Source organism: Candidatus Regiella endosymbiont of Tuberolachnus salignus (assembly GCF_964020115.1).
Classification (GTDB): Bacteria; Pseudomonadota; Gammaproteobacteria; order Enterobacterales; family Enterobacteriaceae; genus Regiella; species Regiella insecticola.
The window spans coordinates 2,468,310-2,483,695 of the sequence record NZ_OZ026542.1; the positions used below are offsets into that span (position 1 = coordinate 2,468,310).

Annotated in this window: 17 protein-coding genes and 1 pseudogene; 8 read left to right on the forward strand and 10 right to left on the reverse strand. The window is 41.4% G+C overall.

All coding sequences use genetic code 11. The features are described from left to right. Positions 1 to 78 precede the first annotated feature (78 nt). Complete coding sequence (locus AACL30_RS12565) at positions 79 to 261, reverse strand: recombinase family protein (RefSeq protein WP_339056812.1); 183 nt, start codon at positions 259 to 261, stop codon at positions 79 to 81. A 255-nt stretch (positions 262 to 516) separates the two neighbouring features. Here AACL30_RS12565 and AACL30_RS12570 point away from each other — a divergent pair, with 255 nt between their 5' ends. After that, the gene (locus AACL30_RS12570) at positions 517 to 1,497 is read left to right on the forward strand and encodes an IS110 family transposase (protein ID WP_339058470.1); all 981 of its coding nucleotides are present in this window, start codon (positions 517 to 519) and stop codon (positions 1,495 to 1,497) included. Between the two features lie 354 nt (positions 1,498 to 1,851). Here the strand turns inward: AACL30_RS12570 and AACL30_RS12575 are convergent, their stop codons facing one another. Next, positions 1,852 to 2,013, reverse strand: a complete 162-nt coding sequence (locus AACL30_RS12575; RefSeq protein WP_339056813.1) for a hypothetical protein — start codon at positions 2,011 to 2,013, stop codon at positions 1,852 to 1,854. Here AACL30_RS12575 and istA point away from each other — a divergent pair. From istA to AACL30_RS12590, 3 genes are all read left to right on the forward strand, one after another. After that, on the forward strand, positions 2,012 to 3,190 hold the full coding sequence (istA, locus tag AACL30_RS12580) for an IS21 family transposase (RefSeq protein WP_339056344.1): 1,179 nt from the start codon (positions 2,012 to 2,014) through the stop codon (positions 3,188 to 3,190). The two genes, AACL30_RS12575 and istA, sit on opposite strands and share 2 nt — an antisense overlap. Further along, positions 3,187 to 3,984: an IS21-like element helper ATPase IstB gene (istB, locus tag AACL30_RS12585; protein WP_339058365.1), complete on the forward strand. Its 798-nt coding sequence runs from the start codon at positions 3,187 to 3,189 to the stop codon at positions 3,982 to 3,984. The genes istA and istB overlap by 4 nt, the downstream gene beginning before the upstream one ends. A gap of 69 nt (positions 3,985 to 4,053) precedes the next feature. Next, positions 4,054 to 5,253, forward strand: coding sequence for a M20 family metallopeptidase (locus AACL30_RS12590; protein WP_339056814.1), 1,200 nt, complete (start codon positions 4,054 to 4,056; stop codon positions 5,251 to 5,253). 115 nt (positions 5,254 to 5,368) lie between these two features. Here the strand turns inward: AACL30_RS12590 and AACL30_RS12595 are convergent, their stop codons facing one another. After that, entirely contained in the window at positions 5,369 to 5,776 is a 408-nt protein-coding gene (locus tag AACL30_RS12595; RefSeq protein ID WP_339056815.1) for a transposase, read from the reverse strand. A 307-nt stretch (positions 5,777 to 6,083) separates the two neighbouring features. After that, positions 6,084 to 6,848 (reverse strand): annotated as a pseudogene (locus tag AACL30_RS12600) (IS982 family transposase); the annotation flags it as partial. Between the two features lie 19 nt (positions 6,849 to 6,867). On the opposite strand from AACL30_RS12600, the gene AACL30_RS16550 reads away from it, so the two are divergent. Together AACL30_RS16550 and AACL30_RS12605 are read left to right on the forward strand one after the other, a co-directional pair. After that, positions 6,868 to 7,059, forward strand: a complete 192-nt coding sequence (locus AACL30_RS16550; protein WP_422389549.1) for a transposase — start codon at positions 6,868 to 6,870, stop codon at positions 7,057 to 7,059. Positions 7,060 to 7,519: 460 nt separating this feature from the next. Next, entirely contained in the window at positions 7,520 to 8,953 is a 1,434-nt protein-coding gene (locus AACL30_RS12605; protein ID WP_339056816.1) for an L-serine ammonia-lyase, read from the forward strand. Between the two features lie 68 nt (positions 8,954 to 9,021). On the opposite strand, the gene cspE is transcribed toward AACL30_RS12605, so the two are convergent. Together cspE and AACL30_RS12615 are read right to left on the reverse strand one after the other, a co-directional pair. Continuing rightward, positions 9,022 to 9,231 carry a transcription antiterminator/RNA stability regulator CspE gene (gene cspE / locus AACL30_RS12610; RefSeq protein ID WP_339056817.1) on the reverse strand — a complete coding sequence of 70 codons (210 nt, stop codon included), beginning with the start codon at positions 9,229 to 9,231 and terminating at the stop codon, positions 9,022 to 9,024. Between the two features lie 47 nt (positions 9,232 to 9,278). Continuing rightward, positions 9,279 to 9,392, reverse strand: a complete 114-nt coding sequence (locus AACL30_RS12615; RefSeq protein WP_268904657.1) for a DUF2627 domain-containing protein — start codon at positions 9,390 to 9,392, stop codon at positions 9,279 to 9,281. 451 nt (positions 9,393 to 9,843) lie between these two features. Between AACL30_RS12615 and pagP the strand changes: the two genes are divergently transcribed. Both pagP and AACL30_RS12625 read left to right on the forward strand, forming a co-directional pair. Beyond that, a complete protein-coding gene (gene pagP, locus AACL30_RS12620) occupies positions 9,844 to 10,431 on the forward strand; it encodes a lipid IV(A) palmitoyltransferase PagP (protein WP_006704686.1) in 588 nt (195 codons plus the stop codon). Positions 10,432 to 10,941: 510 nt separating this feature from the next. Then, entirely contained in the window at positions 10,942 to 11,796 is an 855-nt protein-coding gene (locus AACL30_RS12625; protein ID WP_339056819.1) for a PA4780 family RIO1-like protein kinase, read from the forward strand. Positions 11,797 to 12,117: 321 nt separating this feature from the next. Here the strand turns inward: AACL30_RS12625 and AACL30_RS12630 are convergent, their stop codons facing one another. The 4 genes from AACL30_RS12630 to AACL30_RS12645 all read right to left on the reverse strand — a co-directional run bounded on the left by AACL30_RS12630 (position 12,118) and on the right by AACL30_RS12645 (position 15,369). Beyond that, the gene (locus AACL30_RS12630) at positions 12,118 to 12,405 is read right to left on the reverse strand and encodes a hypothetical protein (protein WP_339056820.1); all 288 of its coding nucleotides are present in this window, start codon (positions 12,403 to 12,405) and stop codon (positions 12,118 to 12,120) included. A 60-nt stretch (positions 12,406 to 12,465) separates the two neighbouring features. Then, positions 12,466 to 12,900, reverse strand: a complete 435-nt coding sequence (locus AACL30_RS12635) for a CesT family type III secretion system chaperone (RefSeq protein ID WP_339056821.1) — start codon at positions 12,898 to 12,900, stop codon at positions 12,466 to 12,468. Positions 12,901 to 13,698: 798 nt separating this feature from the next. Continuing rightward, entirely contained in the window at positions 13,699 to 13,821 is a 123-nt protein-coding gene (locus AACL30_RS12640) for a hypothetical protein (RefSeq protein WP_339058513.1), read from the reverse strand. A 243-nt stretch (positions 13,822 to 14,064) separates the two neighbouring features. Further along, positions 14,065 to 15,369: an NAD(P)/FAD-dependent oxidoreductase gene (locus AACL30_RS12645; RefSeq protein ID WP_339056822.1), complete on the reverse strand. Its 1,305-nt coding sequence runs from the start codon at positions 15,367 to 15,369 to the stop codon at positions 14,065 to 14,067. Positions 15,370 to 15,386: the final 17 nt, after the last annotated feature.

The following is a 15,386-nucleotide window of genomic DNA, read 5'->3' on the forward strand; positions in this document are numbered from 1 at the left end:
AACCCAGTGGATGATATCAATTTCCTTTAATCTTATTCATCAAATAAGGAATAATATAGCTAAATTGTTTAATAATGCTTACATCCAATGCACCAGAAAAATGCCATTACACATACATGCCTGAAATTCAGGGCGGGCTGCGGTGCGACCGCTGTGCTTTTCTTGATAAATACGATCACATTTTGCTTCGTTCAATTTTCCCAATTGAATGTCCAGACTCTGATTCGTGGAGCTGACTCTAGCGTAGCCTACTGTCGACATAACCTATCAAATCTCTTTAAATGTTTTGATGAAATGAACGCATCCCTCTCAGAATGTCAGTGCTGGCGGCAAAAAGGATTTGTGAACCCTCACTGGCCTACGGCATCATAGTGCCCACAAATGGAAGCGTTAAAACTTCCGGCAAACAGGAGGGTTCACCCCATGAAATGTACACCAATATGAAATTCATTGAAATTTATCAATTCACCGAACTCTTCACCAACGCAATGATGATAAGTTGCTCTAGGCGTTGATATTGCAAAACATGTAATGCAGTTGCACCGGGTTGATATTCATACTGGTGAAGTGATTGACAAACCAATAAGGCGGGAGGCGTTTCTCGAGCATTTTGCCAATCGTGAGCCCTGTTTGATTGGCATGGAGGCTTGTGGAGGCGCTCCCCACTGGGCACGTGAACTCAATAAGCTAGGTCACAAGGTCAAACTGATGTCCTTAAAATTTGTTAAAGCTTTCGTCATAGGTAACAAAAATGATGTGATGGATGCCCGTGCTATTTGGATGGCGGTGCAGCAACCGGGCAAGGCAGTTGCTGCAAAATCGGAAGGTCAGCAATCGATGCTGGTATTACATAAAATGCGGCGCCAATTAGTTAAATTTCGTACTGCTCAGATTAACAATTTGCACGGTCTGTTACTTGAATATGGCGAAACACTCAGAAGAGGCAGGATAGCCCTGTATACTGCGATGCCAGAAGTATTGAAGCGGCTGCGTGAAAGGCTGCCGTTATTCTTGGTGGAAACCCTACGTGAACAGTGGCACAAGCTTGATGATATAGACAGCCAGATTGATGAGATAGAAAAACGTTTGCTGATGTGGAAAAAACAGGATAAAGCTTGTCAGGCAAACGCGGCCATACCGGGCATTGGTTTACTGACAGCGACCGCAGCGGTTGCCGCGATGGGCGCTCCAAAAGGGTTCCGTTCAGGGCGGGAATTTGCCGCCTGGCTGGGGTTAGTCCCGAAACAGGTCGGTACCGGGGAGCGAATAAAGCTGTTGGGCATAAGCAAGCGGGACGATGCTTATTTGCGAACCTTATTTATCCACGGAGCGCGCAGCGTGTTGACCCATGTAAAAGAGCCAGGGCGCTTTGCAGAAAAAATGAAACAGCACAACTCCTCGAATGTTGCGACAGTGGCTAACAAACGGGTGAATGCTAAAAGGTTGCGCAGGCAGCTGGAAGAGATAACAAAAACAAGTCAGATCGGGACTCGCTAAACCTGAATAACTTTGCTCGTTGATGAAATGAGGCGTGAGTCAGTGGATTTCATCGGAGCCCGCAGCAGTACTGCTTGCTGCAATAAGGCCGAATATAAAGCTGCAACTGAACCTCTTTTAGTCAAAACAACCGGAAGCCTTGGCAAACGGGATGCGTTCATATATGTTGCCTGGCATCGTAAAACATCACGCAGTAATTTGCTGTTTCCCTGTAAAAACAACAGAACAAGTTGGCCATTACCGTAAAAATGAAAGGATAGACCGATGAGCGCCTCGAAAATTTTTAGCAGCTCAAATCGTTTCTTGATTACCCTACTTTGCTGGATACTGATCCCTACTTCTGCCTCAGCACCGCTAAATACGACGGAATCCAGTATGGTGAAATTTATTAATGACCATCGCGTGCAGCAGTGTCAGCGCTAATGATAAAAGACCGTAAATTGCTAATTTAATTTGTCCACTCAAGCCAGAATGCAGTTTCCTTTGTGGTGACAAAGCCATGAGGGAAATAAGCATGCTAAGAAGAGAGGACCACTACATGATAAAACAACGCCATCAACAGGGGGCATTTATTGTTGATATTGCCCATCAGATAGGGTGTTCAGAAAAAACGGTGAGACGGCACATTAGCTATCCTGCGCCGCCAACAGCAAAACGCGGTAAAAAACAGGTTGCTAAACTCGAGCCCTTTAAAGACTACATCGATTCAAGGTTGAGTGAACAGGTTTGGAATGCGGCGGTTATTTTTGAGGAAATCCGTGAAAAAGGCTACCGGGGTGGGAGTGCGATGCTCCGACGTTATATACATCCCAAACGTCCGCTCAGGGCCTCGAAAAACACGGTACGCTTTGAAACCCTCCCCGGTTATCAACTTCAACACGATTGGGGAGAAATCATCGTTGAGGTGGCAGGCTCTGCCTGTACGGTTAATTTTGCCGTTAATACGCTCGGTTTTTCGCGTCGCTTTCATGTCTTTGCTGCCCCTAAGCAAGATGCTGAGCACACGTATGAATCGCTGGTTCGCAGCTTCAATTACTTCGGTGGCAGCGTAAAAAATGTCTTGGTAGATAACCAAAAAGCCGCTGTTATCAAACATGGACAAAATGGCCACATCGAGTTCAATGCGGGCTTCCTGCAACTGGCTAATCACTATGGGTTTAGCCCTCGCGCCTGTAAGCCTTATCGACCGCAAACGAAAGGCAAAACCGAACGGATGGTGGGCTATGTTAAACACAATTTTTTCACTCGCTACCGTCAGTTTGAGAGTTTCGCTCATGTTAATCAACTGCTAGCGATGTGGCTGGCGAAAGTGGCAGACCAGCGTCATCTTCGTCAATTCAAGCAGACACCGGAAAATCGTTTTGCTGAGGAAAAAATAGCCTTGATGCCACTCCCTGCGACTGATTTCGATACCAGCTACTTCGACCTACGACAAGTGGCATGGGACAGCTATATCGATGTCAGAGGTAATCGCTATAGCGTGCCTTCATTCTGGTGTGGTCGTGCGGTTAATATTCGTATCGGTTTAGATAATACGCTACGTATTTACGGCGATGAGCAACTGCTCGCGACGCATCTCTTGCAGGAGGTAACGCAGGGCTGGCAAAAGGTGCCAGAACATCATCAAGCCCTTTGGCAACAGGTCAATCGAGTAGCGTCTCGTTCGCTCAGTGTGTATGAGGAGCTACTCTGATGGAAATGGAAAACTTGTTGATACGGTTAAAAATGGATTACCTGGGCGATGCGTTGGAGAGTTTATGTGAAGAAGCCACCAAGAAAGCACTGAACTACCGTGAATTTCTCCAGCAGGCATTAGCCCAGGAATGGAACGGGCGTCACCAAAAAGGCTTGGAATCGCGGTTAAAACAAGCACGTTTGCCGTGGATAAAAACCTTGGAGCAATTTGACTTTACTTTCCAACCAAGTATAGACAGGAAAATTATCCGCGAGCTGGCGGGGCTGAGGTTTGTCGAACATCATGAAAACGTCATTTTGTTAGGCCCACCTGGGGTAGGGAAAACGCATTTGGCGATAGCGCTGGCTGTCAAGGCAGCTACAGCTGGGCATCGGGTATTGTTTATGCCTCTGGATAGACTCTGCTGTACCTTAATGAAGGCAAAGCAAGAAAACCGTCTGGAACGCCAACTTCAGCAACTGTGCTATGCCAGGGTATTAATACTGGATGAAATCGGGTATTTACCGATGAATCGCGAAGAAGCTAGCCTATTTTTCAGGTTATTGAGCCGTCGTTATGAAAAGGCGAGCATCATTCTCACATCAAATAAAAGTTTTACTGATTGGGGGGACGTATTCGGTGATCACATTTTAGCAACTGCGATTTTAGACAGGCTTTTACATCATTCAACCACATTGAATATTAAAGGAGAAAGCTATCGACTCAAAAATAAACGCAAAGCAGGCATGTTGCCTATAAAAACGACTGATATTATCCAGGCGCCTGGAATAGAAACCCAACAGGAAAATTAGCAAAAACTGGACATTTTAAAGTAGCAAAAAGTGGTCAATCTAAAGTAGCGTTGACAGCAGGTACAACTATTGGAGCAACTCGTCAACATCAATAGCGGAACAGCAAATGCGGGGGGAGTCAAAAAGGTGGGGGATTGGTTAAAACCTCAGTTTGAAGCGCTCGGCTTTCATGTTAAATGGCATGATTTACCGGAAAACATGCGGCATGCTGGCAGTCTAGTGGCAACACTGGGTGGAAATTCAGGCAAACGTATTTTGTTAATTGCTCATCTTGACACTGTATTTTCCCGCGACAGCGCTTTCCAACGCTTTACCCTTTCAACAGATAAAAAACGAGCAACTGGCCCAGGCGTCATTGACGACAAAGGCGGATTGGTGACCATTATTTTTGCGTTAAAGGCTCTTCATCATGTAAGAGGATTGCAAAACGCTAACATAACCGTTGTTTTGGTGGGAGATGAAGAGTTAGCAGCAAAACCAACCGACGTATCACGAAAGGAACTCATTGAGGCTGCAAAAAACAGTGATATAGCCCTCGGTTTTGAATTCGCCCTCTCACCCAATGAACTCGTGATAGGACGTAGAGGGTTAAGCGAATGGTTTTTGACCTCCACGGGAAAGGCGAAGCACTCATCGAATATTTTTCAACCGACGGTAGGATTTGGTGCTGTTTTTGAGCTCTCCCGTGTATTGAACGAAATACGCCGCGAATTATCCCAGACACCCGGTTTGACAATCAATCCCGGCCTGCTATTGGGAGGACAACATGTGCGCGAAGAAACTGAAGAAGGCAGAGGTATCACAAAAGGGAAAAAAACAATCATTGCTGCCCAAGCCCTCGCTCATGGGGATATCCGTTTTTTAACGGATGAACAGCGAGAGAATGCGGAACAGACTATGATACGTATTGCCAACCATCCATTACTTGGCACGACAAGTACCTTGGCGTTTCGTCACTTGATGCCGGTGATGATGGCCACGGAGGAAAATCAACGATTGCTAACCGAATACAGTGCGGTGAGCAAAAAATTAGGCGAGCCGACATTGCAAGCAATCCCGCCAGAAATGCGAGGAGGGGCGGATATATCTTATATTTCTCGCTATGTTCCGGCCAGTTTGGATGGATTGGGGCCATGGGGAGAAGGCGCACATAGTGAGAAAGAGACGTTGGATGTTGACTCTTTGCCTGTGGTAACCAAGCGAGCTGCACTTTTTCTTTGGCAACAAATTCAGTCACCATCCAGGGGGCAGTTTGGAGATGGGGAGTAATGGAACAGCGAACCGACTTGAGGTAGTAGGTGAGTAGACCTGCCGGTCACCCGTACAAGCCCCTCCTTGTCAGTGCTAATGATAAAAGGGCTCTTCCGCAAATAATGTTGGTAAATCAGAAAAGAGGATTCATTACCCGTCGACTCAGTAGTTCAAACCCCGCTCGGCCATACATCTGCCGTTTTAGCATTTTTAGGCGGTTCACATGCCCTTCAACCACACCATTGCTCCAGCGATGAGTCAACGCATTTTCAACGGCATCCAGATCCATTTCAAGGCTGCTGGCCATTTTCTGGTACTCACTCAACTTGCAATGGGTGGCCTCATGCAGCCACTGGCGTAATAATCGGCTCCGTTCTTTTATCTTAGTGCTGGCAGCAGAAAACAGACTGATGAAACCTTGTGTCAGTTTGCACCCTACATTAAGCGCCGGGCACAAAATCAGTAACTTCTGGACAAATCGTTGAACCCATGTCGCCGCTCCGCTCTTGTCAAGATTTAAAGGAGAGGTCAGCCATTGCATAACCTTATATCTTGATCATTAGCTTTCAAAGGTTGATGATCCCCGACTGATCATCGGGATGTCACCGGTGAGTTTGTACGTATCCTTAAGTGAAAAGCCTGTGAGTTAGATAAAACCCCGGTGACCTATTCATCATCGCCTTCAAGACCGAACGGTATCTTGTGCTTCGAGCACGTATTGATAAGGATGCTCTTGGCGATATATCTGATTTTTAATGTCATGTCTGGAGTACATCTGATGAACAAAACACCTGTAGGTATTGATATAGCAAAACCTGAGCATCTGTATTCGGGATAAGCCGACTATTTTATAATGTAACGATATTTGAACAATACAGGGCTAATTTTGGTTTGGATGGAGTGAGGCAGTAAGCGAGGATACCGCCAAGTAAATTAACGATAAAATTCTGTGGTGAACGATGACGAGTATGCTCTATTTGGCACATATTTTTGAGTTGTTCAAAAACGGTTTCAACCAATGAACGTTTACGCAAAATGGCATTATCAAACTCAGTGTGCTCGAGAGGCTTCATGTTGCGACGAACACGAGTGATAAAGGCGCTCCCCTTTTCTTTGAGCTGTTGTAATAGTGTTTTAGAAATATAGCCTTTGTCTGCGTAAAGTTGGCCAAAAAGCGCTTTGGCCAGGTGAGGAACAGGTTTTCTATCATCACCATTACCCGAGGTTAGAAAAATACTGAGTAGTTCGCCTCGATGATTGATAATCGCATGTAATTTAAAACCAAAAAACCAGCCGGTTGAGCTTTTCCCCCGTTCTGCCAAGTCTTGAAAAACACGATGACGCTTAATACGCCGGTTATCGCAAACGGCGAGCGGCGTGGAGTCGATAATAGAGAGTCCTGAGCAGTCGCCCTTAACTGTTTGAAAGAAGCCATAAAGCGCCATTGCACAGCGGGGAAGGAGTTCAATACAGCGAGAATAAGAGGGAAGGGTTGGAAATTCAGCCCTGAGATGCTGACACACATGATGAAGATAGAATGATTTGAACTGGCGATAACGAATTTGATGGAACAATACCACTAGCGTCATCAACTCTGCCAAAGAAAGAGAACTTCGTAATGCCGTTATTGTCATGGATAATGTCAGTTTTCACAAACGTCAAGATAGACAACATTCAATAAAAAATGCCGGATTTACCCTCAAATATCTTCCTGTTTATTCTCCTGATCTCAATCCCATTGAGCGTAAATGGGATCAAGCTAAAGCTCGTCGTAGGAAATACAGATGTGATGTCGATACTCTGTTTTCTACCTCCTTATTTTGAATCAATTTATACATTGTTAGCTCTATCGTTATACAAAAAAAATTATCACCCGCTAAAATCTTATTTTAAATCTTCTTGAAAAGGGGCTGAAACGAGGAAAAAATAGCAAATAAAACGCTCAATCGCTTTAATTTTCAAAGCACTACCTCTACCCCTGCCCAAACGTCTGAGCCATTTTATTGTTATTTTTAAAAATGACAGTAATAAATCACCTCATCATTACCCTATCGATAGGCTAAAATGAGTAACATTGCATTCTCGTTATTGTTATCTCTAAGAGCCTTATTCGAATCTTCTTTGAGCGGCGCTCAAATTGAGAAAAATATGAGCGAAAAAGCGCAGTTCCTTTTTATACTTAATGAAGAGAGTAAATGCACACATAGGCTCTAGCAATTAACCATCAATAACTGATAATACCCTGCGCGTTTTTTGATCATCACTATATCTAGGGAGTTTTTATATGATTAGCGTTTTCGACATGTTTAAGATCGGCATTGGCCCGTCTAGCTCGCACACCGTGGGGCCAATGAAGGCCGGTCAACAGTTTGTAGACGATCTGATCAGGAAGGAGCTAATTTCGACAGTAACACGAGTCAGTGTCGAGGTATATGGTTCACTGTCGTTAACCGGCAAGGGTCATCATACTGATAAAGCGATTATTATGGGATTGGCAGGCAATATGCCTGACACTGTTGATATTAAAAGCATCCCGAAAACTCTCGAAGAGGTGGCGCTGAACCAATGTCTGACGTTAGGCGGAGAAAATAACGGTCACAAAGTTCTACATCAAGTTCATTTTTCAAGTAAAAATGGCATCATTTTCCATCATGACAAAAATCTGCCTTTACATGAAAATGGCATGCAAATCCACGCCTTTGACGATACAAAAGAAGAAAATGAGAAAAAAGTGTATAGCAAAACATACTATTCTATCGGCGGTGGATTTATTGTTGATCAAGAACATTTTGGCAAAACAGAAGTTAATGCGCTAACGGTACCTTATCCTTTCTACAGCGCTAAAGAAATTTTAGCTAATTGTGAAGAGAATGGTACCTCGATATCTAAAATGGTAATGCAAAATGAGCTAGCAATGCACAGCGCAGCCGACATTAAAACCTATTTTACTAAAATTTGGCAAACGATGCGTGGCTGCATTAACCAGGGGATCAGTACTGAAGGAATATTACCAGGCCCGTTACGGGTACCCCGCCGTGCTGCAACATTGCATCGTAAACTAATGTCTTCCAATAAAAATTCCACCGATCCAATGGATATTATTGATTGGATAAATATGTTTGCTTTGGCGGTCAACGAGGAGAATGCTGCTGGGGGGCGTGTGGTGACAGCACCAACCAATGGCGCTTGTGGCATTATCCCTGCCGTATTAGCCTACTATGATCGCTTTGTTGAACCTGTACCAGACAAAGTAGACAAAGCAGACAAAACAGGTGAACTAGCACTTTTTATCCGTTACTTTCTTACCGCCGGGGCGATTGGTATCTTATATAAAACTAATGCCTCGATCTCAGGAGCCGAAGTCGGTTGCCAAGGTGAAGTCGGTGTGGCTTGTTCAATGGCCGCTGCCGGGCTGGCTGAATTGATGGGGGCTAGCCCCGAGCAAGTGTGTATCGCCGCTGAAATTGGCATGGAGCATAATCTTGGCCTCACTTGTGATCCGGTTGCCGGACAGGTTCAAGTACCCTGTATTGAGCGTAATGCCATTGCAGCAGTAAAAGCCATTAATTCTGCGCGTATGGCAATGCATCGTACCAACAAACCGCGCGTATCACTCGACCAAGTGATCGAAACTATGTTTGAAACGGGTAAAGATATGAACGCGAAATACCGTGAAACCTCCCGTGGAGGCCTAGCCATTAAAGTTCAATGTCATTAGTACTGGTTAAGGCTAAACAAACAAAAAAACCCGTCTTATGACGGGTTTTATATTTAAGCGTTGATCAGTTAAATGGGCTTAACATCAGTCGCCGATGGTCCTTTTTGTCCCTCAGTAATTTCAAATTCTACGCTTTGGCCTTCCGCTAAGGTTTTAAACCCGTTTGCCTGAATGGCAGAAAAGTGTACAAACACATCTTTACTACCATCCTCCGGCGTAATAAAACCAAAACCTTTAGACTCATTGAACCACTTAACTGAACCTTTTATCTTAGACATCTTAAATATTTCCTTTGCATTGTTTAACTTGCCCGTAGGCACTACTATTATAGACAAACTTCAGTCGTTACTGTTTGAGGCACTAAGATAAAGATCAGCAGAGAAGCAGATTCAACGATAACGTCTTTATTCAAAACTTCTTGACTCATAATGCCGCACATAGACAGAACTGTACCTCGTTTTACCCATACTGGTTATTACACACTCTGAATACGTTGGCAAGCGATTTTAACCATCATTATTCACATTACACATATTTGATACCCAACCCACAAAAAATATAATGAAATTCGTTAAAATTTAATATCAAATCTATTTATTTAAAATATATTTAATATAACCTAATAATCAAGCTAATTATTATATTCGATTCTATTCGTGGTTTTTCACTGTATGAAATACACTAACGAGCACTCTGGTATAGAACGACAAAAAACTTAATTTCTTAAAATATTATTATACTGACTATACTTTACCTTGAATGTTAATAAAAAAAATCAACACCAAATTGCCATTTTATAAAAATAGTAAAAATCATGTTTATTTTATTATTAAAATAAATGCAAGGATAAGCTGATTTTATCTTACATTCTCAGTAGAGAGATATACATAATGGATTTTAGCTACTTAGTAACACGCACTCTGTTTTTTACAGCACTGATATTAAGCGCTAGCTATCCTGTTTATAGCAATACAGACATAACAGATCCAACAATCAATAAAAAAACTCCATGGCAAAAGCTAAAAAATAACATCGCTTTAACCTGGAATGCACCTGATAATGAACTTTATATCCCTCTAAACGCCTGGCACAACCGTTGGGCCTATGATAAAGAAAAAATTAGCAATTATAATGAAAGAGCATGGGGGATTGGCTATGGCAAGTATCGTTATGATCAAAATGATAACTGGCATGCCTTATATGCCATGATTTTTATGGATTCACATACTAAGCCTCAACCTATTGTCGGCTATGGTTACCAGAAAATGTGGATACCAAAGAAAAGAAATCAGTGGCGTTTTGGTATCGGATTCACTGCCAGCATTACCGCTCGACATGAATACCATTATCTGCCATTACCACTCGCATTACCTCTTTTTTCTATTGAATATAATAGAATTGTATTGCAGAGCACTTATCTTCCATCGCCTTATAACGAAGGAAATGTTTTGTTTACTTGGATACGCTGGCAATTTTAATCATGTATATACCCTTCGCCTTTGAAGTTGCCTTCGGCTGCCATGGCGACCGGCCGATGAGCGTGGACATACCATGAAGGCGAGCACCCGCAGCCAACAACGCGGCGGCTTCAAAGGCGAAGGATATATATCAGTGATTTTTTTGCGCGCCTGCCTATGACGAAGAATTTCAACAATAACATCAACAATAGCTTTACTCTACTTGCATTACGATAATTGACTTTGCTGTTAGTGAGCTCAGCAGTATGACATCAATAATCATTTAGATTTATAATCCCCTCTAGCACTCAATTTAATGAGCATTTTGACAAAGTATCAGCGAGCACAAGAGATTTAGAACCGGCTCTAAGGCAAAAAGACTCAACATATTCATTTACAGCCTGATATTCTATAAAAGAGCCCCTGTATTTTTTCGCCTATTTCTCATCATTTGAGTGACACTAAAGAGGATCTCGAACAGATTTTAAGCAAAATTCAACCAAAATCATTCCAATAAGGCATAAGGGCGCCATGAAAATTCCAAAACGAATCCAACCTCTGGTAGATGATGGCTTGGTTGATGAAGTCATCCGCCAATTAAAAAGCGGCAAAGAAGCCGATGTGTATGTCGTCCGCTGTGGTTCTAAAATCCGTTGTGCGAAAGTTTACAAAGAAGCAGAAGAGCGTAGCTTCAAGCAAGCGGTACAATATAAAGAAGGACGTAAAGTACGTAACAGCCGTAGTGCGCGCGCAATGGCGAAAGGTTCTAAATTTGGCCGTAAGCAACAAGAGAAAATTTGGCAAACAGCTGAAGTCGATGCACTTTATGTATTAGCCAATTCCGGTGTGCGGGTTCCTCAACCCTATGGTTGCACTGATGGCGTTTTATTGATGGAACTCATTACTGATGAAACCGGATTAGCCGCACCACGGTTGAGTGATGTTTCGCTGACCCAGGAAGAAGCGATAGTTGACTACCAAATGATACTTCAATCAGTAGTTCGCATGTTATGCGCTGGATTGATTCATGGTGATTTATCTGAATTTAATGTGTTGGTTGACGCTAATGGGCCAGTGATTATTGATTTACCTCAGGTAGTCAATGCAGCTGCTAATAATCACGCCAAATCCATGCTAGAAAGGGATGTTAATAATTTAACACGTTTCTATGGCCAGTTTGCCCCCCAACTGCTTGCTCGGCAAGATGCCAAAGAAATGTGGGCATTATATCAAGATGGAAAATTATCCCCCGAAACTCAACTAACAGGTTATTTTGTCGATAGTACTCCCACCGCCAATGTCGAGGAGCTGATGGAAGAAATTAACGCCGTGATTGCTGAAAAAGAGGAACAGCAACGTATGTCACAGTCACGCGATTACGATTAAGTTGTTATAAATTAATTGCAAAAAACAAAATATGAGCGTGCTTTATACCCACAGTCTTTCAAGTTGCCGCTAGGCAGCCAGGGCGTGAAACCTATGAGCCTATACCCGATAAATTTCGAGTTACGGCAAGGCGGCAATCAATCGAATCAGTACATGACAGAGGATAAGTGATCGCTGTCAACGCCGCCGTAACTTGAAAGACGAAGGGTATATGCTAAACACGCTCATATTAAATATTAAAGTCCATTTATTTATTAATTTTTCCCTGAATATTATAAAAAATGATAATTTATTTAATGTTTATATTTTACAATAAATATATTAATCGGCAGAAGTACCACCACCGAAGATCCAATTACTAAAAAATTGGGTAATTTTTTGTTCAAGCTTATTTAATAAATTTACTCCTGCTTTCTCTAGAAAATTACCCGCTATTTTTATAAGATTCTCACTAATATTTAGAACAGTATTCATTATACGAGATGCATTGTTATTGTTATCGAAAATAGTGACCTCTTTTCCAGCAACACTACTAATACCACTATTGATTCCATTTTCGATAACTGCACTTGCAATAGATGTTGCTATATTTGCGCTAATTGCTGTCATATTTCTTCTCCATAATATTATAATTAAAAAATATTATTAATAATGATATCCGACTCGTAACTAATTTTTGCAGCAATGTCTAATATCCATTTTCGCTCCCTTAGAAGATTTTTCTTTTTGTGTAATAGTGCTCCCCATTAAAAGTTCATCACTAGAATAACTTAATAATTCAAGCTGTTGATACAATGTTTCTATGCTACTTTCATGAAGATCTTGTCGATTCCATAATACCCAATCATTAGTATTATCTTCTTGACTTAAAACAGGTTTCAGTAATACTTCGCTGAACATATTTTTCTGAAATAATGTAACATGGCCGTCAATTTTAGCTTGTTCAATATGAGCAAACATTAAAATTTTATTTTTTGGATATTCGGTAATGTGGATCCCTTGCTCACCAATTTTTAAACTAAAAATCCCCTCATTATTTTTTGGTTTCTCCAATGAAAAGCGCTGACATAATTTTTTAACAGCATCCTGAAAATCATTAATCATACTCCTCACCTCTTGCTATAATTTATACATAAATATTACTTTAAATATTAATTTTTACTATCAAATATATTGACATTTTTTTGTTTTTTTTATTCATAGTCCTTAATTAATATAAAAAAATCTGCCAATTATTAATTAATATTTTTTTATAAAACATAGTAATCATTATGTTCTTTCGTTATTTTATTATTTGATATTTAAATATTAAATATAATCAGTGACGCCTGTGCAATAGACGAATATATTATTTTTATTAATAAAAAATAATACCTGAATGAATAAATCGATATCCAATACCGTGATAATTTTAACAGGGAGAGGAGATGCTCTTTGTAAGAGTTGAGCGCATCTTGATCAGAAAATCGGATGATATAGCCGAATCATTTTAATTTGATTCAAGGTGGAGGAGCACAGACAGTACAAATAGTACGGTAAACGACGACAACACAGAATCAAATTAAAATGATTCGGCTATAATACTACAAGCTAATCAAATCTACTTGCGGTAAGGCTCACACGTTGTATAACGTTGCAAATTACATCTTGCGTCACTTCTTTTTCGATAAGCGCCTGAAAAAATATTCAAACATCGATGAAAAGTTAAAGCAGAAACAACATGGATGTTATCGGGCACTGCCCTCATCTTCCGCTTCCTACGGAAAGAAATCGGTGATGATTTTATAAAAAATTTAGCTGATAAGGGCTGCCTGTACCAGCCCCAAGCGAGTCAATGTACTTGCTTTAGAATGCGGCAAGCTCAATCCATTGCAGCCTAGCCGTTGAGCTGGAGTCGTTCACCTATCTCATAAAAGCTGTTGCATAAAGCGGATCTTTTGAGAAAAAGCTCATACTCGCAACAGCAGCTATACCCACAGCAACAACAATACCAATACCTACACCTAATAACATTGATTTTATCACGAGAAACCCATTTTAAATTAACGCATTTATACCCTTCACCTTTCAAATTACGCGGGGTGTTGGCAACGATCACTCATCCTCTTTCATGTACCGATTCGATTGATCGCAGCCTTGCCGTAACTCAAAATTCATGGGGTATAAATCATGCCCTGTTGAAGTAAAACAATTATAACAATAATATAAAAAAATATAATAACAATAAAAATAATTAATTTGTTTTTTAAAATGCCTCATTTATAAAAATCAATGTAATTTTAAACGAGGACGAATAACCCGATTAATCCCCCCCACCAGCATCATCAAACTGGTCTGGATATAACCATGCAAGGCAACTTGATGCATACGATAAAGAGAAATATAAAAAATACGCGCTAACCGCCCCTCTATCATCATTGAACCTCGCAGCAAATTACCCATCAAGCTACCGATAGTGGTAAATTTGGATAACGACACTAAAGAGCCATGATCTTTGTATATATAAGGCTTTAATCCCCGCTCTGCTAGCAACGCTAAAATATTACGGTAACAGTGACTTGCCATCTGGTGGGCAGATTGAGCCCGAGGAGGTACAAACACACCGGTTGGCTGTGGGCAAGACGCACAATCGCCAATAGCAAAAATATTGGCGTCACGGGTCGTTTGTAACGTCGGCTCAACAACCAGCTGATTAATGCGATTTGTTTCCAACCCTGCAATCTCTTTCATAAAATCCGGCGCTTTAATACCGGCTGCCCAAACCATGAGATCACCTTTAATTAATTGATTATCTTCGGTGTACAAACCCTCCCTATCAGCACGGGTAACCCTCGTTTGGGTTAATACATTCACTCCCAATTTAACCAATTCTTGCTGTGCGGACAAAGAAATACGGGGAGGTAAAACAGGTAAAATACGCTCACCGGCCTCAACCAAAGTAACATTCAGCGCTTGGTGATCCAAACCTTCAAATCCATAACTGGTTAACTGTTTTACCGCATTATGTAATTCTGCTGACAACTCAACCCCGGTAGCCCCCCCTCCAACAATAGTGATATTAACTTTTTCTTTTTTCGCCTTTGTTGCTGAATATTTCAAAAATAAATTTAACATTTGGCTATGAAAATGATGTGCTTGTTGTGAATTATCAAGAAAAATACAATGCTCTTTCACCCCTGGCGTAGCAAAATCATTGGATACACTCCCCAATGCCATCACTAAAATATCATAGGATAATTTTCGTTCACCTACGAGAACATCACCTTGGGTGTCACAAATATCCGCTAATGTAATATTACATTGCTCCCGATCAATATCGGTTAAAGATCCAAATTGAAAATTGAAATAGTGGTTACGAGCATGTGCTAGGTAACTCAGGGCATCAACACCATCATCCAAAGAGCCCGTTGCCACTTCATGTAGCAAAGGTTTCCACAAATGACTTGGATTACGATCAACCAAAATAATTTGTGCTTTTTTGCTACGCCCCAGTTTATGACCCAAACGGGTAGCCAATTCTAATCCTCCTGCCCCTCCACCAATAATGACTATTTTTTTCTTAGGTACTATCAAAATAATCCTCCCCATTT